Here is a 21,661-nt window from a genome sequence, read left to right as displayed (position 1 = left end):
CGTCATGTCCGACTCATCGACCACCACCCGCATCGTGCTGGCATCGCGTCCGCAGGGGGCGCCCACTGCAGCCAATTTCCGCCTGGAGCAGGCCGCGCTGCCGCCCTTGGGCGACGGTGAGGTGCTGCTGCGCAATCGCTACCTCTCACTGGACCCGTACATGCGTGGACGCATGGATGAGGGACCGTCGTATGCCGCGCCGGTGGCAGTGGAAGCTGTGATGGAAGGCCAGACCGTGGCCGAGGTATTGCAGTCCAGGGCTGCGGGTGTCGCAGTGGGCGAACGGGTGCTGGCGCCGGGCGGGTGGCAGACCCACGCGGTGCTGCCGGCCAAGGCGCTGGGCCGCCGCCTGGACCCGGCCGGGCTACCGTTGAGTACGGCGCTGGGGGTGTATGGCATGCCGGGCTTCGCCGCCTATTCCAGCCTTCATGAAATCGCCCGCCTGCAGCCGGGAGAGACGCTGGTGGTGGCCGCCGCAACGGGGCCGGTCGGCGCGACCGTGGCGCAGTTGGCCAAGCTGCAGGGCGCGCGCGTGGTGGCCATCGCCGGTGGCGAGGCCAAGCGTGCCTATCTGCAGACGCTGGGCGTGGACGTGGCGCTGGATCATCGCGCGGCTGATTTTGCCGAGCAGCTGCGCGCGGCGGTACCTGCGGGTATCGACGTGTACTTCGAGAACGTCGGGGGCCATGTACTGGATGCGGTGCTGCCGTTGCTCAACGACTTCGCACGCATTCCGGTGTGCGGCACCATCGCCACCTACAACAATCGTGGTGTCGCGCAGCCTGGCCCGGACCGCCTGCCGGCGCTGTTCAGCCAGATCCTGCGCCAGCGCCTGACCGTGCGCGGTTTCATCGTGCACGACTTCAAGCACCTGTGGCCGGACTTCGAGCGCGAGATGGCGCAGTGGCTGCGTGAGGGCCGCATCCAGTACCGCGAGGACGTGGTGGAAGGGCTGGAAAATGCACCGGAGGCGTTCTTCGGGCTGCTGCAGGGGCGCAACTTCGGCAAGCTGGTGGTGAAGCTGGACTGAGGGCTTGGCCGATGCCGGCCAAGGTTGGCGGCTACCGGAGGTTGGGGGCGCCGACAAGGTCGGCGGCTTGCGGGTCGCGTCAGCCGTTGGCGACCTTTTCCCGGCGCAGCAGTTCGCGCTTGCGTGCCACGCCCCAGGCATAGCCGGACAGGTCGCCGTCGCGGCGCACCACCCGGTGGCAGGGCACCGCCACGGCCAGCGGATTGCTTGCGCAGGCGCGTGCCACCGCGCGGCTCGATCGCGGCGCGCCGATACGCGCGGCGATTTCGGCATATGAGGCCGTCTGTCCGCGCGGAATCTGCTGCAGCGCCTGCCATACACGTTGCTGGAAGGCCGTGCCGCGGATGTCCAGCGGCAGCGTGGCTCCTCGCGAGGGATCCTCGACCAGGCCCACCACCTGTGCCACCAGTTGTTCATAGCCGCTGTCGGCCCCGACCAGTTCGGCCTGGCGGAAGCGCTGCTGCAGTGACTGCAGCAGCGCTTCCGGATCGTCGCCGAGCAGGATCGCGACCACGCCGGTGGCACTGCTGGCCACCAGCACGCTGCCCAACGAACTTTCGGCAAGCGCGAAGTGGATGACTTCGCCGCGACCACCGGCACGCCATTGCTTCGGCGTCATGCCCAGCAGCTTCGGCGCGTTCTCGTAGAAGCGTCCGCTGGAGCCGAAGCCGGCATCGTGGAAGGCGTCGGTGATGCGTTCCTGTTGTTCCAGCCCGGTGCGCAGGCGGTCGGCGCGCAGCGCGGCAGCGTACTGCTTCGGGGTCAACCCGGTTGCTTCCTTGAAAAGGCGATGCAGACGGGTTGGGCTGCAACCCGCGATCCCGGCCAGTTCCTGCAGCGAGGGTTCGTCGTGGCTGGCTTGAAGGTGGCGGCAAACCCGTTCGACGCGGGCATCGAGGGCGGTGGTGGCGGTGCTGTCCATGGCCGGATTCTGGCACGTGCTGGTTCTGCGGAAACTCCGTTTCCTGCACCGATGGGCCGGGCCCGGAAACGGAGTGTTGGCAGGCGATAGGCGCGGCATCGTGGCGGCCACTTCACAACCGGTACCACGACCATGCGGCTGAACAACAAGATTGCTCTCATCACCGGTGCCAGCGCCGGCATCGGCCGCGCCAGCGCGCTGCGCTTCGCTGCAGAAGGGGCAAAGCTGGTGCTCAACGCACGGCGGCCAGAGCCGCTGCAGGCGCTGGCCGAGCAGATCCGCGCCGCCGGTGGCGAGGTGGTGGTGCATGCCGCGGACGTGGCTGATCCGGCCACGGCACCGGCGCTGGTGGAACTGGCCCAGCAGTCATTCGGTGGGTTGGACATCGCGCTCAACAATGCCGGCATGCTCGGCCCCGGTGCACCGGCAGCAGAGTTCCCGGTGGATGCGTGGCGCGAGGTGATGGCCACCAATCTCGATGCCGCCTTCCATGCCGCACGCGCCCAGTTGCCGGCGTTGCTGGCACGCGGCGGTGGCTCACTGGTGTTTGTCGGCACCTTCGTCGGCCACACCGTCGGCTTCCCGGGAATGGCGGCCTATGCGTCGAGCAAGGCCGGCTTGATCGGCCTGAGCCAGGTGATCGCCGCCGAATACGGCGCGCGTGGCGTGCGCAGCAACGTGCTGCTGCCCGGGGGCACCGATACCGAGATGGGCCGGCAGGCGGCACCGACCGGTGATGCGCGTGATTTCGTGCGCTCGCTGCACGCGCTCAAGCGCATCGCCGAGCCGGAGGAGATCGCCAATGCGGCGTTGTTCCTGGCCAGCGATGAAAGCAGCTTCGTTACCGGTACCGCAATGCGCGTTGAAGGCGGCGTGTCGATCACCCGAACCTGAGCGCCGTCACGTGCGAGGCGCGTAGCGGATGCCGCTGCTGGCCATGAATCCCTTCGGGTCGAACCGGGCCCAGGCCTCGCCCCAGCCGAAGCGGGCGTGGCCACCTGCCAGTTTGCGCCCCAGTGCCGTGGTCAGGGTGCGTCGCATGAAAGCGACTTCGGCATCGATCGCGGCCTGGGTCGGCCAGCCGTCTTCCAGTGTCGCATCAGGCAGATCGACGCCCATCGTCACCCTGTCGAGCTGTTGCCCGTGGAAGCCCAGGCTGATGCCAGCGGGCGCACCGCCCAGGCTGAGCCGGTGCAGGCTGAGCCAGTGATAGCCGGTGCCGACATCGCGCTCCCCTCGCACCAGCGCGGCAAAGGCGACGCGCGCTTCGTCCAGTGACAAGGTGGGGCCGATCAATGCTGGCAGGTTGCCGAGCTGGATGCTGCCGTCGGTTGGATTGAAGTTCATCGGCACGGTGTGTGCCGCGTGCTGGGCGGGCGGGGGCATGGGTGTACGCGGAATTCGTGCTGCATCGGATTCTGGGCGTGTGTTCACCGTCGCAGCAAGTGGGTTCGTGCACACGCTGTTGGCGCGGGACTGACCTGTGGATTACCCGCCGGCCTCTAGCGTGGGGCAGAACGTCGGCCTGATGCCGATGAGGGAGTAATCAGATGAACGAGCCAGACAAGGATCAGGACCCGAAGCAGGGCATCCAGGAAAGCCGCCAGGACCGGAAGCAGGACAACGTGGCGAAGCAGCGGCCGGGCCAGTGCGACCAACAGGTGCGTGATGCGCATTCGCGCAGCCCGCGCCGCAAGGATGGCGGCCAGGAACCCGGCTAGGCGGATTCCAGACAAGAAAAAACCCGTAGATCGCCAGGATCTACGGGTTCTTCTGAATAGTGGTGGAGCCAAGGAGGATCGAACTCCTGACCTCGTCATTGCGAACGACGCGCTCTCCCAGCTGAGCTATGGCCCCACGGCAGGGCTGCAGTGTAGCGCTGCCTGCCGGGCTTGCCAAGCGCCGGGCAGGGACGACGCAAGGCCTGGATCCACCGCCGTGCCGGCCGGATTCGGGCCAGTGCTTGGCGCAGCAGGGCGAATTCGACAGAGACCAGGCGTTGCGCAAGGCAATGCCGGGGGCGGCAGCAATGAGCAGTCGTCCCGCGAAGCCGTGGCGCCGTAGAAGTAAAGGCGAGAGTTGGTTTCGCAGCGCGCATGCGGGCGACTTGCGAGGGTCGATGTCGCGCTGACCCGGCTGCCAGGAGCTTCGGGGTCAGATCCGTTTTCCTTGGGAGAACGGAGCTGACCCCAAGGTGGTGACGGCGGACTGTGCCGAAACCGCTTGTTTCGCCGGGTTCGGGTGCCGCGCAACGAAATCGTAACAATTTGGGGGATAATGGCCGCTTGCGCAGTTTTCCCCCTTTTTGCCGCCCGGCTCGCGCAGGCCGCACGGACGCCTCCTCAGAGCATTCCATGCCCTCCCATTCCGATTCCCGCCGCCTGTCGGGTATGTCGTCTTCCTTCGTTTCCTTCCGCCGCCATCCGCTGGCCCTGGCCTGCGCCGGCCTGGCTCTTGTCGGCAGCTTCGGTGCCGTCGCGCAGGACAGCGCGCCGACCCCGACCGGCCTGGACACGATCACCGTGACCGCCGAACACCGTGAGCAGAACCTGCAGGAAGTGCCGGTCTCGGTGGGTGTGGTACAGGGCGAGCGCATGCGCGACTTCACCGCCGGCGGCGACGACACCCTGCTGGCACTGTCCGGCCGCGTGCCGAGCCTGTATGCGGAAACCACCACCGGCCGCATCTTCCCGCGCTTCTATATCCGTGGCCTGGGCAATATCGACTTCTACCTGGGGGCCTCGCAGCCGGTGTCGATCATCCAGGACGATGTGGTGCTGGAGCACGTGGTGCTGAAGTCCAACCCGGTCTATGACGTGGACCAGGTGGAAGTGCTGCGTGGCCCGCAGGGCTCGCTGTTCGGCCGCAACACCACCGCCGGCATCGTCAAGTTCGACACCCTGAAGCCGACCCAGGACTACACCGGCCGGGTCAGCGCCAGCTACGCGACCTACAACAGCGTGTCGATCGACGGCGGCTTCGGCGGTCCGATCAATGACATCGCCTCGTTCCGCGTGTCGGCGCTGTACCAGCACCGCGATGACTACGTCGACAACACCTACAAGGGCCCGAGTGCCGACGGCACGGTCAGCCCGAAGAAGAACGCGATGGGCGGCTTCGATGACCGCAACGTGCGCGCGCAGCTGCTGCTGACCCGAGCGACCAGTTCTCGATCCTGGCCTCGGCCCACGCCCGTGATTACGAAGGTACCTCGACCCTGTTCCTGCGCGGTGCGCTGACCAAGGGCTCGAACAAGACCGACGTGCCGCGCGACAAGGTTGCCTACGACGAAGCCGACAACAATCCGCAGGCCTACAAGACCTACGGCGGCTCGGTGAAGGCACGTTACGACTTCGGCGCGATCGACTTCACCTCAATCACCGCCTACGAAACCACCTCGGGCTACAGCCGTGGCGACACCGACGGCGGCGCTGCGGTGAACTTCCCGGTGAACGGCGTGCCGAACGGCTACGGCCAGTCGATGGGCCGCATCCGCGACCTGGACCAGTGGACCCAGGAATTCCGCCTGGCCAGCCATGACGACAGCGCGCTGCAGTGGCAGGCCGGTGCGTTCTACTTCAACGGCAGCGACACCACCGACTTCTACCAGCGCGCCTGGTTCCTGCAGGGCGCGGCCCGCAACCCGAACAACTGGGTGCGCCTGCGCAACAAGAACACCTCGTGGGCCGGTTTCGGCCAGCTGAGCTATGCCTTCACCGACAAGTTCACCGTCACGGCCGGCCTGCGCCAGACCCGGGACGAGAAGCACACCCGCCTGCTGAAGACGGCTGACACTGCCGCTGGCGTGGTCACCTACAAGGGCCGCACCGACGTCAAGATGTCCGACACCACCCCGAGCTGGGATCTGAGCGCGATGTATCAGATCACGCCGGACGTAAGCGTCTATGCCAAGGTCGCCCGCGGTTTCCGCGGCCCGACCATCCAGGGCCGCTCGGCCGTGTTCAATGCCGACTTCACCACCGCCGATTCCGAGACCATCCTGTCCTGGGAAGCGGGCGTGAAGAGCAGCCTGTGGGACAACCGCCTGCGCTTGAACGCCACCGCGTTCACCTACACCGTCAACGACATCCAGCTCAACGGCAACGATTCGGACGGCAACGGCGTGCTGTTCAACGCCGACAAGGCCAAGGCCTATGGTTTCGAAGCGGACATGGAGCTGCGCCCGATCCCGAACCTGACCCTGAGCGCCGGCCTGAGCCTGCTGCACAGCGAGATCAAGGACAAGCGCGTCTACGCGCAGGTCTGCGGCCTCAACGGCCAGGTGGTGTGCACGGTGAATGACCCGACCATCAAGGTCGGTGCCAACACCTTCGCGCAGATCGACGGCAACCCGCTGCCGAACGCGCCGAAGTACAACGTCAACCTGGCCGCCCGTTACGACTTCCCGGTCAGCGACGCGGGCACCATGTTCGTGTCCACCGACTGGAACAAGCAGGGCTACACCAGCTTCGTGCTGTACGACAGCAAGGAGTTCAACTCCAAAGGTGATTTCGAAGGCGGCCTGAAGATCGGCTACTCGGGCAACTATGGTGCCTACGAAGTGGCGCTGTTCGCGCGCAACATCACCAACGAGAAGAACCTCAAGGGTGTGATCGAGAACTACATGGCGGCGGTCTACAACGAACCGCGTACCGTCGGTGTCTCGCTGAACATGAACTGGTAATGCGTTGCCACGGTGGCGGGTCTTCCCGCCATCGTACTGCTGGAATGCAAAGGGCGGCCCGGTGATCCGGGTCGCCCTTTTTCATGGCCTTCGACGGTGGCCGGAACGCAATCCCGCGCCGCGCTCGGCACTTCAGCGTGCAGGCAGCAGCGCCTGCAGCCGCGACTCCAGTTCTTGCTGGCGCCAGCCGGCCAGTGCGGCCGGCCATTGGCGGCGCTCCAGGTAGCTTTCCAGATGTTTGCGCGAGGCCAGCACGCCATCCGGCAGACCCAGCTCGCGGCTGCGCTCGGCAACGGCGTCCTGCAGCCTCTTCAGTGCCTGCTTGTTGGTGTCGTTGGCGGGCAATGCCAGCGGTGCCTCGGCCTCATCGGCCAGCGGTGTGTCCAGCGCCTGCCACACCGCGCCGGCGAGCTTGCGCGGTGCCTTCGGGAACTGTTCAAACAGCGTGGCCAGCGCGGCGGCATCGGCCGGTGGCGTGCGTGCCAGCGTGGCGGCCAGTTCGTTGTCCAGGATCCAGCTGCGCGGGCGGTCGCTGCTGCGTGCCTGCACATCACGCCAGCGCAGCAGGCGCAGCAGGCGGCGCTGCGCGGGAGCATCGAGAAACTGCGCTGAGCGCATCGCCAGATGCGGCCAGCGGTCCTCGTCATTGGCGACGCTGGCCAGCAGGCGCTCGCCGTCGTCGTGCAGCCACTGCTGGCGGCCCAGCGCCTGCAACTTGGCATCAATGGCGTCATGCAGCGCGAACAGGTGCTCGACGTCGTCGGCGGCGTATTGCAGTTGCGACTCCGAGAGCGGACGGCGCATCCAGTCCGAGCGGGTTTCGCCCTTGGCCAGCGCCACGCCGGTGATTTCCGCGACCAGCTTCTGGTAGCCCATGCCGCCACCAATGCCGGCCAGCGAGGCGCCGATCTGTGTGTCGAACAGCGGTCGCGGCAACACGCCGCAGGTCCACTTGAAGGCAACCAGGTCTTCGCTGGCGCTGTGCATCACCTTGGTGATCGACTCATCGGCCAGCCACGGCGCCAGTGCCTCGGCCATGCCGGGAATCAGCGGATCGATCAGCAGGATGTCCTGCCCGACCGCCATCTGCACCAGAGCCAACTGCGGCCAGAACGTGCGTTCACGGATGAATTCGGTGTCCAGGCCGATGCGGGCCGGACGCTGCTGGAAGTACGCATCCAGCTCGGCGGGGGTGGTGATCCAGGTTGCCACGGGTCAGGGCCTACTACTCGGGTTTGCTCAGGCAGGGGAGAATAGCCTAACGTCGGTCCGCGTCCGTGCCGAAGGAGATCCTGCTTGCGTTTTCCGCTGTCGTCCGTGCTGTGCACCGCTCTGGCCGTGGCCTTGGCCGGTTGCACGCCGTCGCCCTCGGCAACACCGGAGCCGGGGCCGGCTGCTGGCGAAGACGCGCGGCCGCAGGAAGGTTCACTGGCGGAGCCGACGCCGGGGGTGGGGCAGGGTAGCGTCACCATTGCCGGTGAGGATGCCACCGAGGACGTGCAGCGGTGGACACCGCCACGGGTCGACCGGCAGGGCCGCAGCGTCGCCCAGCTGCGCCGCGCAGCCGAAAAGGCGTTCAGCGAAGGGCACCTGTACGAGGACGCCGACGCGGCGGTTCCGCTGTGGCTGGCGGTGCAGGAGGAAGATCCGGATGATCGCCTGGCCCGCAGCGGCCTGCAGCGTGCTCGCCAGCGCCTGCAGCAGCAGGCCGATGCTCTGCTGGTTCGGCCACTACGGCAGCGCGAGGCGCTGGCCGAGGCGAGTCGCCAGGCACTGGTGCTGCTGACCCTGGCGCCGAAGGATGAGAAGGTGCGCGCGCTGCAGGGCCGGGTGGAGCTCGCCCAGCGCGTGGTGGCCTATAACCGTGCCGGCGAGGAAGACCTGCGATCGGGGCGGATCGGCGAGGACGGTGACGGTGCGATTGGCAACTTCCGTGAAGCGCTGGCTCTGGACGAAGACAACAGCCGGGCGCGGCAGGGCCTGGCGGCGGCCGAAAGTGGCCTGATCCGCCGGGCCGAGGACGCCGCGCGCGTACGCGACTTTGCCAGTGCGGGCACCTGGCTGGCCGAAGCCAGCAAGGTCCGTGACTCGTCACCGACCATTGCCGATGCCTTCGAGCGCATCGAGCAGATCCGCGCCGCCGCGCTGCTGCAGCTGCGTGATGAGGGCCTGCGCGAGCTGGCCACGCCGCAGGGGCTGAAGCCGGCGCGCGAAAAGCTGGCCGAGGCCCTGCGCATCGCCTTGCCGGGGATGCGGTGGTGGCCCAGCTGCGCGAACGCATCGATCTGGCCACCCATTACGGCAGCTTCCGCCCGGGCCAGGTGTTCAGCGACGCGATGCGTGATGGTGGGCGCGGTCCGCAGATGGTGGTTGTGCCGCATGGCGGCTTCCAGATGGGCGCGGGTGATGCCGAGCCCGGCTCCACCGACGCCGAGCGCCCCTCCCACTACGTGCGCTTTGACCGCGGCTTCGCGATGGCGATCACCGAGGTTACCGTCGGCGATTTCGAGCGCTATGTGAAGTCGACCAATGCACGACCACGTGCGACCCGGCGCGGCCACTCGGTGGTCTATGACGAGCGCAGCGGCAATTTCATCCGCCGCAGCGGCGTCGACTGGCGTTCGGATTACGATGGCGCGCGCGCACTGGGCAACTCGCCGGTGATGCATGTCAGCGTGCGGGATGCCGAGAACTACGCGGCATGGCTGTCCGAGCAGACAGGACGCAGCTACCGGCTGCCGAGCGAGGCCGAATTCGAATATGCGCTGCGCGCCGGGAGCAGTGGCCGCTACCCCTGGGGAGACGCTGGTACGCCGCCGCCGGGCAGCGGCAATTTCACCGGCAGCAAGGACGTCTCGCCTTCGGGTCGGCATTGGCACAACGCATTCATCGGCTATGGCGATGGCTGGTGGGGACCGGCGCCGGTGGCCAGTTTCCAGGCCAATGCTTTCGGCCTGCACGACATGGCCGGGAATCTGAGCGAATGGGTGGCCGACTGCTGGCACGCCAGCTACCGGCGTGCGCCGTCCGACGGTGTCGCCTGGTTCAACCCGGGCTGCCGGTCGCGGGTGATCCGGGGCGGCAACTGGGCCAATGCGCCCGAGCAGACCCGTGCGGCCTGGCGGCAATCGCAGGATTCGGACACCACCAATGCGCGCATCGGCTTCCGCCTGGTGCGCGGCATCTGAGCGGCATCGGGCTTCACCCGCTGCTGGCGTCCGCGCACTAAGATTGCGCCGTGCCCGCCAGCCGGCGGGGTCTGCTGGAAGACCACCGATGCGCAACGATCCCTTTTCCCGCTCGCCCCAAGGTCCGCAGCGACGCGGCCTGTTCGGCAACATCCGCTGGTGGGTGCTGCTGCTGGCAGCGGGCTATGCGGTGTTCTACTGGTTCTCCAATCGCACCGTCGATCCCTACACCGGCGAGAAGGTGATGATCGACAGCAGCCTGGATGCGCGCCAGGAGACCGCGCTCGGTCTGCAGGCCTACCAGCAGATCCTCGCGCAGGAACGGCCGATGGATCCGAATGCGCCGATCGCGCGCGATGTGCGCGACATCGCGCAGCGCCTGATCGCCAAGGTGGATGTGGTGGAGACCGCGCTGGCACAGGAGCACGGCGTGCAGCCGGCGCATTTCGCGCGGGATTTCCAGTGGGAAGTGAATGTGATCCCGTCCGAGCAGGCCAATGCGTTCTGCCTGCCGGGCGGCAAGATGGCGGTCTACACCGGCCTGGTGCCGGTGGCGCGTACGCGTGATGCGATGGCGGTGGTGATGGGCCATGAGATCGCCCACGCGCTGCTGCGCCATGGTGCGCAGCGGATGGCGCAGCAGAAGCTGACCCAGATCGGGCAGATGGCCGGTGCCGCCAGCGGCATGGATGCGCAGCAGCAACAGATGATGATGTCGGCGATGGGCTACGGCTATCTGCTGCCCTATGCGCGCAGCCACGAGACGCAGGCCGATGAAGTGGGGCTGATGCTGGCTGCGGCGGCGTGCTTCGATCCCCGCGAGGCGGTGCCGCTGTGGCAGCGCATGGGCCAGGCCAGTGGCGGCCAGGCGCCGCCGGAGTTCGCTTCCACCCACCCGAATCCGGGCACCCGCATCCAGAACCTGCAGGCACTGATGCCGAAGGCGCTCGAGTACCGGCAGAAGTTCTGCGAGCAGGCAAAGTAGAGGGTGTTCGGCAGGGCTTGCAGCCCTGCACCTGCCGAAGCCAGAGCAACAGCAACAGCAACAGCCGAAGCAAAAGCTGGCTATCCGTGGGATGGCGGGGTGGGTCCGGTTGCGGGAGACGCCGTAAACCCGTCCATGGGGGCTTGGCCGCGGCATCCATGCCGCGGACACTCCCGCAACCGGACCCACCCCGCCTTCGACAGATTTCTGCGACCTGCCGGAATGGCGCTTGGGGTCAGATCCGTTTTCCGCAGGAAAACGGATCTGACCCCGAATTGATTCGATATCTGAAAGAGATTCATCCACGCATGGCGTGGATCTACCCCATCGCGGAAAACTGTCAGAGGTGGGGCGGTGTCGGAGTGCGGGGTGTCTGATCTGGCCCCCGTCAGCGGACGCCAAGAAGCGATACTTTGATCGCACTTGGAGGTCCCTTATGTCCCGTATCACCCGTCGTAGCTATACCGATGAGTTCAAGCACCAAGCCGTGGAGTTGGCCGAGTCGCTCGGGCCTGCCGCAGCAGCCCGTCAGCTGGAGATGTCGGTCAAGACGCTGGCAAATTGGCTTGACGCGGTCCGTGCTGGCCGGTCTCTGACCTCTGAGGCTCGCAGGCCAACCACCGACCTGGAAAGCGAGATCAGCCGCCTTCGGGCCGAGAACGCCAATCTGAAGATGGAGCGGGAAATCCTAAAAAAAGCGGCGGCGTTCTTTGCCAGAGAGTCCAAGTGAGGTACGCCTTCGTCGCCAGTCAAAGGACTCACTACCCGACCAGGTTGTTGTGTCGGGTTCTTGGGGTTTCTGTCTCTGGATTCCATGATTACCTGCGTCGGCAATGTGCCCAAGCGTGCGATGCCGATTCGGCCCTGCGTACCGAGCTTCGGGCCATTCATGTGACCAGCAAGCGCAGTTATGGGCGACGTCGGCTGGTCAGGGCCTTACGAGCCAGGAATCATCCAGTCGGCCACAAGCGCGTGGCACGGTTAATGGCCGAGGAGCGAATCCAGGGCAAGACCAAAGGCCGATTCCGACCCAAGTCCTCCGGCGGCTCATCTCAGCTCGCCCCCAACCTGCTGGATCGGCAATTTGCCCCCGGAACCGGACCGACGGCGTGGGTCGGGGATATCACGTATGTCCCCACCCGCCAGGGATGGCTGCATCTGGCCGTGGTCATCAGCGTCCAGACCCGGCAGGTGCTGGGCTACAGCGTTTCCAAGCGTCTGACTGAAGAGCTGGTGGTGAAAGCATTTGCCAATGCCTGGGCTCTGCATCCACAACGACCCGGCCTGATCTTCCATTCAGATCGTGGTGGGCAGTACTGGGGGAACGAGTTTCGCCAGCTGCTGCAGTCCCATGACGTGGTCCAAAGCATGAGCCGGCCTGGCAATTGCTGGGACAACGCGGTGGCCGAGAGCTTCTTTGCGACGCTCAAGACAGAAGAGGCTGCCGAGCCTTACGCCAGTAGGGAACAAGCCAGCCAGTGCATCGCTGCTTACATCCACGGCTTCTACAATCCAGCCCGGCTACACTCGGCGCTGGGCTACCACTCGCCTAACAACTACGCCCGGCAGCTCCGGGCTGCCGCCTGAAACGGCTTCATGGCGTCCGTTTTCAGGGGGCCAGATCAGTCAGCCGCATGGATGCGGCTGCCAAGCCCCCATGGACGGGTTTACGGCGTCCCCGCACTCTGGCACCGCCCCGCCAACCCGCGGAATGCCAGCTTTTGCTGTTGCTTCGGCCGTTGCTTGAAGCCTCTGTGGGTGCAGGGCGCAGCCCTGCCGAACCCCCCTCTACTTGACCTGTACGTCGATCACGCCGTCACCAACGCGGGCCTGCAGGGCGTCACCAGGTTGCACCTGGTCGATGCGCCGCACCAGCGCACCATCGTCGCTGCGGGTCAGGATGCTGTAGCCGCGGGCTACGGTGGCCAGCGGGCTGACTGCTTCCAGTGAACGCGCCAGCCCGCGCAGCCGCAGCGCATCGCGCTCCAGCAGACGCTGCATCGCTGCCTGCGGTCGTCCGCGCAGGGCGGCCAAGCGGCGCTGCATCGTGTCAAGCTGGCGCTGTGGATGGTGCCCGCGCAGGACCGCCGCTGCATGGCGAAGCCGCGCAGCACGGCGCTCCTGCTGCTGGTTGAACGCGGCATGCAGGCGTCGTCCCAGATCGAGCTGGCGTCGACGCAGCAGATCCAGTCGTGCCTGCGGGCTCTGCGTGTTCAGGCGCAACAGGGCGCGGTCGGCGCGCTGCATCGCCTGTTGCATCGCATGCCGGTGCAGCTGCAGCATGCGAACGGCCGTGCGGCGCACGCGCAGGGCCAGTTCGCGCTGGTCCGGTACCAGCAGCTCAGCCGCCACCGATGGCGTCGGTGCACGCAGGTCGGCGGCGAAGTCGCTCAGGCTGAAGTCGGTTTCGTGGCCAACCGCAGACACCACCGGGGTGCGGCTGGCGGCGATCGCACGGGCCAGGGCTTCATCATTGAAGGCCCACAGGTCTTCCAGCGAACCACCACCGCGGGTCAGCAGGATCACGTCGTAGCGGCCGCTGGCATCGGCGGCCTGCAGCAGCCGGGTGATCTGCGCGGCGGCACTGCTGCCCTGTACCAGGGTCGGCAGCAGGTCAACTTCCAGCAGCGGGAAGCGCCGGCCGAGCACGCTCAGCACATCGCGCACGGCAGCGCCGGTGGGCGAGGTGATCACGGCCAGGCGTCGCACGTGCGCCGGCAGCGGCCGCTTGCGTGCCGGGTTGAACAGGCCTTCGGCCTCCAGCCGTGCCTTCAGCTCCTCGAAGGCGCGGCGCAGCGCGCCTTCGCCGGCTTCCTCCATGTGGTCCAGCACCATCTGGTACTCGCCACGGGCGTCGTACAGGGTCACCTTGCCGCGCACCAGCACGCGCATGCCTTCGCGCGGCACGAACTTCAGGTACTGCGCCTTCATCCGGAACATCGCCGCACGCAGCTGCGCGCGCGCGTCCTTCAGGGTGAAGTAGAGGTGTCCGGAGGCAGGACGCGCCACGCTGCCCAGTTCGGCCTCGACCCAGATCGCCGGGAAGCTGCCTTCCAGCAGGTCGCGGGCCAGGGTGTTGAGCTGGCTGGGGGTGAGGATGTCGTTGTTGCGTGGCTGCATGGAAACGGCGTGCTGCGGGCGGAACGGGGGCTCAGGATCGCACGTCAGCGCGCCGTATGCTGGCCCAGTGCCCACTGCACGTGTTCACGCACCAGCGGCGAAGGATCGTCGATGCGGGTCTGCAGGGCAGCCAGCGCTTCGGCCGAGGACGGCGCATTGCCCAGCGCCACGGCGATGTTGCGTAGCCAGCGCTCATGGCCGCTGCGCCTGATCGGGCTGCCTTCGGTGCGGCGCAGGAACTCGGCTTCGTCCCAGGTGAACAGCTGGTCCAGGCGCGCGGTATCGAGGTTGTTGCGCGCGCGGAAATCGGCTTCGTCGGTGCGCTTGGCGAACTTGTTCCAGGGGCAGACCAGCTGGCAGTCGTCGCAGCCATAGATGCGGTTGCCGATCAGCGGGCGCATCTGTTCGGGAATGGCGCCGTCGTGTTCGATGGTCAGGTAGGAAATGCAGCGCCGCGCGTCCAGCCGCTGCGGCCCGGTGATGGCCTGGGTCGGGCAGACATCGATGCAGCGCGTGCAGGTGCCGCAGTGCGCCGTGGCCGGCGTATCGATCGGCAGCGGGATGTCGATGTAGATCTCGCCGATGAAGAACCAGGAACCGCCATGGCGGTCGATCAGGCAGGTGTGCTTGCCGATCCAGCCGAGCCCGGCGTTGCGGGCCAGTGCGCGCTCCAGGACGGGGGCGGAATCGACGAACACGCGGTAGCCCAGTGGCGCGACTTCGTCGTTGATCTGCGTGGCCAGCTTCTGCAGGCGGTTGCGCATCAGCTTGTGGTAGTCGCGGCCCAGCGCATAGCGCGCCACATAGGCGCGGCCCGGGTCGGCCAGCGTCGCCCAGGCTTCGGTGTCATCCTTGTGGCTGTAGTCCATGCCCACCGAGATCACGCGCACAGTGCCGGGCAACAGCTCGGCCGGTCGTGCGCGCAGGGTGCCGTGGCGCGCCATCCAGTCCATCGTGCCGTACAGGCCCTGACCCAGCCAGTCCGCCAGGTGCGCCTCATCCTCGCCCAGCTCGATACCGGCGATGCCGCAGCGCTGGAAGCCATGCGCGCGGGCCAGTTCGCGGATGCGCTGCACGGCCTGGGCCGGATCGACGGGGGTGGGGGCGAGGGACATGCGCACCAGTATAAAATCCCTGCATGGCCAACCTCGCCGATCTGTTCGATTCCGCTGCCGCGCGTGCGCTTGATGCCCAGGCGTCCACCCTGGCGGGGATGCTGGCTGGGGACTGATGGCGCAGGCCGGCCAGGCCGCCTGGCAGTGCCTGCTGCAGCATTGGCCGCAGGCGCAGCGCATCGGCGTGGTGGTCGGTGCGGGCAACAATGGCGGCGACGGCCTCGTGCTGGCTCGCCACGCGTTGCAGGCCGGGCGCGAGGTGAGGGTGATCGCCCTGCCGGGCCGGGCGCCATCGACCGCGCTGGCGCAGCGTGCAACATCGGAGTTCAGGTCCGACGGCGGCGCCATCACCGAGTTCGACGGCGCGCTGCCCGAGGCCGACCTCTGGGTCGATGCCCTGTTCGGGCTGGGTTTCGATCGCGCGCCGGAGGGCGCGGCGCAGGCGCTGATCGTTGCGATCAATGCGCAGGCGGCACCTGTGCTGGCCCTGGATGTGCCCAGTGGCGTCGATGCCGACCGCGGTGCGATACCTGGCGCGGCAGTGCGCGCGGCGCTGACCCTGCAGTTCATCGTGGCCCATCGCGGGCTGTACACCGGCGACGCGCTGGATCATTGCGGGCACAAGGCCCTGGCACCCCTGCAGTTGCCCGCTGCCGCATGGCAAAGCGTGTCGCCTGCCGTGGAGTACTGGGCGCAGGCACGGTTGCCGGCCCTGTTGCCGCCGCGCCGCGCAAATACCCACAAGGGTGAATCCGGCCACGTGCTGTGCGTCGGCGGCAACCATGGCAGCGGCGGTGCCATCGCCATGGCAGCCGAGGCCGCCTTGCGCGCAGGGGCGGGGCTGTTGAGCCTGGGTACCCGCCGCGACCACGTCGCTCCACTGCTGGCTCGCCTGCCCGAGGCGATGACCCACGCGCTGGAAGACGGCGAAGCGCTGCCGGCCTTGCTTGACAGGGCAAAGGTGGTGGCGATCGGGCCCGGTCTGGGCCAGGACGAATGGGCGCGCGCACTGTTTGCGCGGGTGCTGGCCAGCGCCAAACCACTGGTGGTCGATGCTGACGCGCTGAACCTGCTGGCGCAGGATCCGCGTGCCTTGCCTGGCGCCGTCCTCACACCGCACCCGGGCGAGGCCGCACGCCTGCTCGGCTGCAGCACCAGCGACATCCAGGCCGATCGCTACGCCTGTGCGCAGACGCTCGCCGAGCGTTTCCACGCGGTGGTGGTGTTGAAGGGCGCCGGCAGCATCGTGGCGGCGCCCGGGCAAACGCCCCGGTTGATCGCCGCCGGCAATCCCGGCATGGCCGTGGGGGGCATGGGCGACCTGCTCACCGGCATCATCGCCGGCCTGCGCGCGCAGGGCCTGTCCGCCTTCGATGCCGGCGCGGCGGGCGCGTTGCTGCATGCGCTGGCCGGCGACGCGGCTGCCGCTGACGGCGCACGCGGCCTGCTTCCTACTGATCTGCTGGCGCCATTGCGGCGACTGGCCAACCCGGAACGCTTCCCATGACCGATTTCTTCCTTGCCGACAGCGACACCACCGAACTGCTCGGGCAGTGGCTGGCGACCACCCGGCCGCCGCAGGCGCTGATCGAACTGCGCGGCGACCTGGGCGCCGGCAAGTCCACCACGGCCCGCGCGCTGCTGCGGGCGCTGGGCGTGCAGGGCGCGATCCGCAGTCCCACCTACACCCTGGTCGAGCGCTATCCGCTGGCCAGTGGCGGTGAGGCGTGGCACCTGGACCTGTATCGCATCGGCCAGGCCGGTGAGCTGGATTTCCTCGGCCTGGACGAGGGCAGCGCGGTCTTGTGGCTGGTCGAATGGCCGGAACGGGGCGCCGGCGCGCTGCCGCCGACCGACCTGGTGGTAGCACTGGAGATCGAAGGACAGGGGCGACGCGCCAGTCTCACCGCGAGCAGCGACGTTGGGCATGAATGGCTGAAACGGCTGCCTCAAGGGGGCGACTTGCAGGCCATTTCTGTCGGTTGACGAGAACAAACACCGGCAGGTTACGGATTATTAAGGAAAAAGGTGTTGCATTCCGTTCAGCGCGGTGATTGAATCCTGAGCCATGCGCCCGGGGAACCGTCTCATCGCCATCTGTGCCGCCGTCGGACTGGGTCTGGCGAGCGTCAGTGCGTGGGCGGGTGAAGTCCGCCAGGTCCTGCTGAACACCGGCGCGACCGGCACCCGTGCCGAGATCTCGCTGGTCGGCAGTGGCGGCTACAAGACCCTGTCGCTGGCCGGCCCGAACCGCCTGGTGGTCGATTTCCCCGACTCCAGCGCCGTACGCAACCTGAAGATGCCGGCCGCGCAGGGCGTGGTCACGGCGGTGCGTACCGGACAGCCGGTCCCGGGCACTTTCCGTGTCGTCTTCGACCTTGCCGAATCGGTGGCGCCGTTCCGTCCGCAGATGCAGCGCGAGGGCAATGAATCCAAGCTGGTGATCGAATGGCCGGGTGATGGCCCTGCCGTGGCCACCAGCCGCCCGGCGACGCCGCCGGCGGTGCAGTCGCAGGCGGCCGCTGTGGGGGGCTCAGTCGCGCCCGCGCCGGCCGAGAACGCGCAGTCGCGCACCGATGCTGCGCGGGCCACCGCCCTGCTGACCGCACAGGTGCAGCAGCAGGCCAGCGCCAGCGCCGCCGCACCCGCCACGCCGACCCCCGCACCGACCAGCGCGCCAGCCCAGGTTGCTGCGGCAGGCGTCGCGGCCAGCAGCACGCCTTCATCCTCGCCGGCTGCAATCCTTGCCGGCCAGCGCACTGCTGCGGTGGTGACCACGCCGCCGGCAACGGCCCCCACACCCGCGCCGACGCCGGCCGAGCCGCCGCGTCCGGCGATGCCCAGCGATGCATCGCGCATCCGCATGCAGCCCGGCATGCGCCACCTGGTGGTGGCGATCGATCCCGGTCATGGTGGCCAGGACCCGGGCGCGATCGGCCCGACCGGCAAGCGCGAGAAGGATGTCACCCTGGCGGTGGCGCGTGAGCTGGCCCGCCAGGTCAATGCCACGCCGGGCCTGAAGGCCTACCTGACGCGCGACAGCGACGTGTTCATTCCGCTGCCGATGCGCGCGCAGAAGGCGCGTGCGAACAAGGCGGACATTTTCATCTCGATCCACGCCGATGCGGCTGAAAACCGTTCGGCCACGGGTTCGTCGGTGTACGTTCTGTCGACCAAGGGTGCCTCTTCGCAGCGCGCCCGCTGGCTGGCGGACAAGGAAAACGCGGCCGACCTGGTCGGTGGGGTGCGCCTGCAGCAGACCGAAGGCACCCTGGCCAACGTGCTGCTGGACCTGGCCCAGAGCGGCTACATGAAGGCGTCCGAAGATGCGGCCGGCCACGTGCTGGGCGGTCTGAAGCGGATCGGCAACAACCACAAGCCGAACATCGAGCGCGCCAACTTCGCGGTGCTGCGCACGTCGGACATGCCGGCGATGCTGGTGGAAACGGCATTCATTTCCAATCCGGATGAAGAGCGCCGCCTGACGGACCCGGCATACCAGCGCAAGGTGGCGGGCGCCGTGCTGGATGGCGTGCACACCTTCTTCAGCCGCCAACCGCCGCCGGGCACGTTGTATGCCGCCCGCGCGCAGGCTGAGATCGACGCCGCAGCCACGATGGCAGGCGGCAGCAAGTAAGCCGCCGAAGGCGGATTACTGCTTTCCGTAGAGTCGACTGTCAGTCGACTGCGCGCGCAGTATGGGGGTTTCGGTGGCCGGCGAAGAGCAGTCGACTGACAGTCGACTCTACATGCGCAGCCTCCGTTATCATCCCCGCATGACGTCTGCTACCCATCCGCGCCCGATCCGGCCGTTGCCGGAGATCCTCATCAACCAGATTGCCGCGGGCGAAGTGGTCGAACGACCGCGTCGGTGGTCAAGGAGCTGGTCGAGAACGCGATCGACGCCGGCGCCAGCCGCGTTGATATCGATCTTGAAGAGGGCGGCGTGCGCCTGATCCGCATCCGCGACAACGGCAGTGGCATCGCGCCCGAGCAGTTGCCCCTGGCGGTGTCGCGCCATGCCACCAGCAAGATCGCCGATCTTGACGATCTCGAATCGGTGGCCACGCTCGGTTTCCGTGGAGAAGCGCTGCCGTCGATCGCATCGGTCAGCCGCTTTACCCTGTGCTCGCGGCGCGCGCACGACGAGCACGGTTCGGCACTGCAGATCGAAGGCGGCAAGATCGGCGAGGTGACCCGCGCGCGCATGCGCCGGGCACCACGGTGGAAGTGCGCGAGTTGTTCTACAACGTGCCGGCGCGGCGCAAGTTCCTGCGCGCCGAGCGTACCGAACTGGGCCATATCGAAGAGTGGCTGCGTTCGCTGGCACTGGCACGGCCGGATGTCGAGCTGCGCGTGTCGCACAACGGCAAGGCCTCGCGGCGCTACAAGCCGGGCGATCTGTATTCCGATGCGCGCCTTGCCGAAACGCTGGGCGAGGATTTCGCCAACCAGGCCGTGCGCGTGGACCACAGCGGCGCCGGCCTGCGCCTGCATGGCTGGATTGCGCAGCCGCATTATTCGCGCGCGAGCGCCGACCAGCAGTACCTATACGTCAACGGTCGCTCAGTGCGTGACCGCAGCGTCGCCCACGCAGTGAAGATGGCCTACGGCGACGTGCTGTATCACGGCCGCCAGCCGGCCTATGTGCTGTTCCTCGAACTGGATCCGACCCGCGTCGACGTCAACGTGCATCCGGCCAAGCACGAGGTGCGCTTCCGCGATTCGCGGCTGGTCCACGATTTCGTCTATCGCACGTTGAAGGATGCGCTGGCCGATACCCGTGCCGGCATGTCGGCGCAGGAGATCGGTGCCGGCCCCGCACATCCGGTGGACGCCGCCGCCGTCCCGACCGCATCGAGCGCCGGCGCGTCGGGGTTCGGGCTGGTGCGCGGGGCTGCGCCCGGCTCGGGAGGTGGTGGTGGCGGGTTTTCAGGCTGGCGTCCGCAGCAGCCGCTGGGCCTGCAGGTGGCCGATGCACCGGCCGCCTACGCCGCGCTGTACGCCGCGCCCGCCGGCGTCGAACGCGCAGCGGCGTTGCCGCCGATGCCGAGCGAGAACGGGTTGCCGGTGACCAGTGCCGACGCGGGTGTACCGCCACTGGGCTACGCGATCGCGCAGCTGCATGGCATCTACATCCTGGCCGAGAACGCTGAAGGCCTGATCGTGGTCGACATGCATGCGGCCCACGAACGCATCGGCTACGAGCGCCTGAAGAATGCGCACGATGGCATCGGCCTGCAGTCGCAGCCGTTGCTGGTGCCGATCACGCTGGCGGTGGGCGAGCGCGAGGCCGACACTGCAGAAAGCGAAGCCGAGACACTGGCGGCGCTCGGCTTCGAGGTGACCCGGGCCGGCCCCGGTTCGCTGCACGTGCGCAGCATTCCGGCACTGCTGGCGCATGCAGAACCGGAAGGACTGCTGCGCGACGTGCTGACCGACCTGCGCGAGCATGGCCAGAGCCGCCGCGTGGCCAGTGCACGCGACGAACTGCTGTCGACCATGGCCTGCCACGGCGCGGTGCGTGCCAACCGGCGCCTGACCGTGCCGGAAATGAACGCGCTGCTGCGCGACATGGAAATCACCGAACGGTCCGGCCAGTGCAACCACGGCCGACCGACCTGGGCCCGTTTTTCGCTGGCGGAGATCGACCGCTGGTTCCTGCGCGGACGTTGAGGGGAGCATCGATGCGTTATCGGGGAATGGCGGGCCTGCTGGCCGCCGTGGTGTTGGCCGCCTGCAGCCCGGCAACACCGCCGGCGCCGACGGCCGCTGAAGATCCGGCCTACGCGGCCGCGCAGCAGCAATGGCGTGTAGCGCGCTACCAGGACCTGACCCGGCCCGATGGCTGGACGGCCCTGGTCGGCCTGCACTGGCTGCAGAACAAATCCCATTTCGTTGGCAGCGGCGCCACCAACGGCATCCGCCTGACGGTTGGCCCGGACAGGCTGGGCCTGCTGCGTCGCGAAGGGACGCAGTGGTGGTTCACGCCTGAAGCCGGTGTCGATGTCAGCCACGACGGCCAGCCGGTGCGGGGCCGCATCCGCGTCGACACCGACAAGGACGCGCAGCCGACGCTGCTGGCCTTCGATGGCGGCAAGGGCCAGCTCAGCATCATCCGCCGGGGGCCACGGGACGCGCTGCGGGTCAAGCATGCCGAGGCACCTGCGCGGCGTGATTTCGCCGGCCTGCAGTACTGGCCGGGCGGCGCGGACTGGCAGGTACAGGCGCGCTTCATCGCGCATCCGCCGGGCAAGACCTTGCCGATCGTCGACATCACTGGCTTGACCACCGAGATGCCCAATGCCGGTGCGGTGGAGTTCGAACGTGATGGCCGCAGCTGGCGCCTGGAGGCCATCGGTGCGCCCGGGCAGCCACTGTTCCTGATCTTTGCCGACCGCACCAGCGGCCGCGGCAGCTATCCGGCCGGGCGCTATCTGGATACCGATGCCCCCGCTGCAGACGGCACGGTGCGCATCGATTTCAACCATGCCTACAACCCACCGTGCGCGTTCACCGCCTACGCGACCTGCCCGCTGGCGCCGCCGGAAAACCGGTTGGACCTGCGCGTGGAAGCGGGCGAGAAGGCCTACCACCTGCCTGAAGGAGAAGGCTGA

Annotated in this window: 14 protein-coding genes, 1 tRNA gene and 4 pseudogenes; 13 read left to right on the top strand and 6 right to left on the bottom strand. The window is 67.8% G+C overall.

What is annotated here, in order from left to right; translation table 11 throughout:
* Window positions 1-4 precede the first annotated feature (4 nt).
* A complete protein-coding gene (locus tag DL544_RS14350) occupies window positions 5-1,030 on the top strand; it encodes an NADP-dependent oxidoreductase (protein WP_139727406.1) in 1,026 nt (341 codons plus the stop codon).
* Between the two features lie 79 nt (window positions 1,031-1,109).
* On the opposite strand, the gene DL544_RS14345 is transcribed toward DL544_RS14350, so the two are convergent.
* Window positions 1,110-1,952 (bottom strand): bifunctional transcriptional activator/DNA repair enzyme AdaA, encoded by an 843-nt coding sequence (locus DL544_RS14345; RefSeq protein ID WP_005417800.1) that lies wholly within the window; start codon window positions 1,950-1,952, stop codon window positions 1,110-1,112.
* 132 nt (window positions 1,953-2,084) lie between these two features.
* On the opposite strand from DL544_RS14345, the gene DL544_RS14340 reads away from it, so the two are divergent.
* A complete protein-coding gene (locus DL544_RS14340; protein ID WP_065186026.1) occupies window positions 2,085-2,846 on the top strand; it encodes an SDR family oxidoreductase in 762 nt (253 codons plus the stop codon).
* A 6-nt stretch (window positions 2,847-2,852) separates the two neighbouring features.
* Here the strand turns inward: DL544_RS14340 and DL544_RS14335 are convergent, their stop codons facing one another.
* Complete coding sequence (locus DL544_RS14335; RefSeq protein WP_065179572.1) at window positions 2,853-3,338, bottom strand: hypothetical protein; 486 nt, start codon at window positions 3,336-3,338, stop codon at window positions 2,853-2,855.
* Window positions 3,339-3,502: 164 nt separating this feature from the next.
* Between DL544_RS14335 and DL544_RS21315 the strand changes: the two genes are divergently transcribed.
* Window positions 3,503-3,673, top strand: coding sequence for a hypothetical protein (locus DL544_RS21315; protein WP_005417792.1), 171 nt, complete (start codon window positions 3,503-3,505; stop codon window positions 3,671-3,673).
* A gap of 60 nt (window positions 3,674-3,733) precedes the next feature.
* Here the strand turns inward: DL544_RS21315 and DL544_RS14330 are convergent.
* A tRNA-Ala gene (locus DL544_RS14330) sits at window positions 3,734-3,809 on the bottom strand.
* 497 nt (window positions 3,810-4,306) lie between these two features.
* On the opposite strand from DL544_RS14330, the pseudogene DL544_RS14325 reads away from it, so the two are divergent.
* A pseudogene (locus tag DL544_RS14325) lies at window positions 4,307-6,636 on the top strand (TonB-dependent receptor).
* A gap of 132 nt (window positions 6,637-6,768) precedes the next feature.
* Here DL544_RS14325 and rnd read toward each other — a convergent pair.
* Window positions 6,769-7,848, bottom strand: coding sequence for a ribonuclease D (rnd, locus tag DL544_RS14320; protein ID WP_005417789.1), 1,080 nt, complete (start codon window positions 7,846-7,848; stop codon window positions 6,769-6,771).
* An 84-nt stretch (window positions 7,849-7,932) separates the two neighbouring features.
* On the opposite strand from rnd, the pseudogene DL544_RS14315 reads away from it, so the two are divergent.
* From DL544_RS14315 to DL544_RS14300, 4 genes and pseudogenes are all read left to right on the top strand, one after another.
* Window positions 7,933-9,824: pseudogene (locus DL544_RS14315) on the top strand (SUMF1/EgtB/PvdO family nonheme iron enzyme).
* Window positions 9,825-9,912: 88 nt separating this feature from the next.
* Entirely contained in the window at window positions 9,913-10,809 is an 897-nt protein-coding gene (locus tag DL544_RS14310; protein WP_065186028.1) for a M48 family metallopeptidase, read from the top strand.
* Window positions 10,810-11,245: 436 nt separating this feature from the next.
* Window positions 11,246-11,539 (top strand): transposase, encoded by a 294-nt coding sequence (locus DL544_RS14305; RefSeq protein WP_032954795.1) that lies wholly within the window; start codon window positions 11,246-11,248, stop codon window positions 11,537-11,539.
* Window positions 11,536-12,396 carry an IS3 family transposase gene (locus tag DL544_RS14300; RefSeq protein ID WP_065185370.1) on the top strand — a complete coding sequence of 287 codons (861 nt, stop codon included), beginning with the start codon at window positions 11,536-11,538 and terminating at the stop codon, window positions 12,394-12,396. Before DL544_RS14305 ends, DL544_RS14300 begins: the two co-directional genes overlap by 4 nt.
* A gap of 201 nt (window positions 12,397-12,597) precedes the next feature.
* Here the strand turns inward: DL544_RS14300 and xseA are convergent, their stop codons facing one another.
* Both xseA and queG read right to left on the bottom strand, forming a co-directional pair.
* Window positions 12,598-13,929 (bottom strand): exodeoxyribonuclease VII large subunit, encoded by a 1,332-nt coding sequence (gene xseA, locus DL544_RS14295; RefSeq protein ID WP_139727404.1) that lies wholly within the window; start codon window positions 13,927-13,929, stop codon window positions 12,598-12,600.
* A gap of 44 nt (window positions 13,930-13,973) precedes the next feature.
* Entirely contained in the window at window positions 13,974-15,044 is a 1,071-nt protein-coding gene (queG, locus tag DL544_RS14290; RefSeq protein WP_005417785.1) for a tRNA epoxyqueuosine(34) reductase QueG, read from the bottom strand.
* Between the two features lie 23 nt (window positions 15,045-15,067).
* Between queG and DL544_RS14285 the strand changes: the two are divergent.
* The 5 genes and pseudogenes from DL544_RS14285 to DL544_RS14265 all read left to right on the top strand — a co-directional run bounded on the left by DL544_RS14285 (window position 15,068) and on the right by DL544_RS14265 (window position 21,661).
* Window positions 15,068-16,551, top strand: a pseudogene (locus DL544_RS14285) (NAD(P)H-hydrate dehydratase).
* A complete protein-coding gene (gene tsaE / locus DL544_RS14280) occupies window positions 16,548-17,030 on the top strand; it encodes a tRNA (adenosine(37)-N6)-threonylcarbamoyltransferase complex ATPase subunit type 1 TsaE (protein WP_139727402.1) in 483 nt (160 codons plus the stop codon). Before DL544_RS14285 ends, tsaE begins: the two are co-directional and overlap by 4 nt.
* A gap of 82 nt (window positions 17,031-17,112) precedes the next feature.
* The gene (locus tag DL544_RS14275) at window positions 17,113-18,681 is read left to right on the top strand and encodes an N-acetylmuramoyl-L-alanine amidase (protein WP_053500617.1); all 1,569 of its coding nucleotides are present in this window, start codon (window positions 17,113-17,115) and stop codon (window positions 18,679-18,681) included.
* Window positions 18,682-18,915: 234 nt separating this feature from the next.
* A pseudogene (mutL, locus tag DL544_RS14270) lies at window positions 18,916-20,720 on the top strand (DNA mismatch repair endonuclease MutL).
* An 11-nt stretch (window positions 20,721-20,731) separates the two neighbouring features.
* Window positions 20,732-21,661, top strand: coding sequence for a DUF1684 domain-containing protein (locus DL544_RS14265; RefSeq protein ID WP_053500615.1), 930 nt, complete (start codon window positions 20,732-20,734; stop codon window positions 21,659-21,661).

The sequence above is a fragment of the Stenotrophomonas sp. pho genome, from assembly GCF_006228405.1.
GTDB classification, from domain to species: Bacteria; Pseudomonadota; Gammaproteobacteria; order Xanthomonadales; family Xanthomonadaceae; genus Stenotrophomonas; species Stenotrophomonas sepilia.
This window is presented reverse-complemented; position numbering and strand designations above follow the sequence as displayed.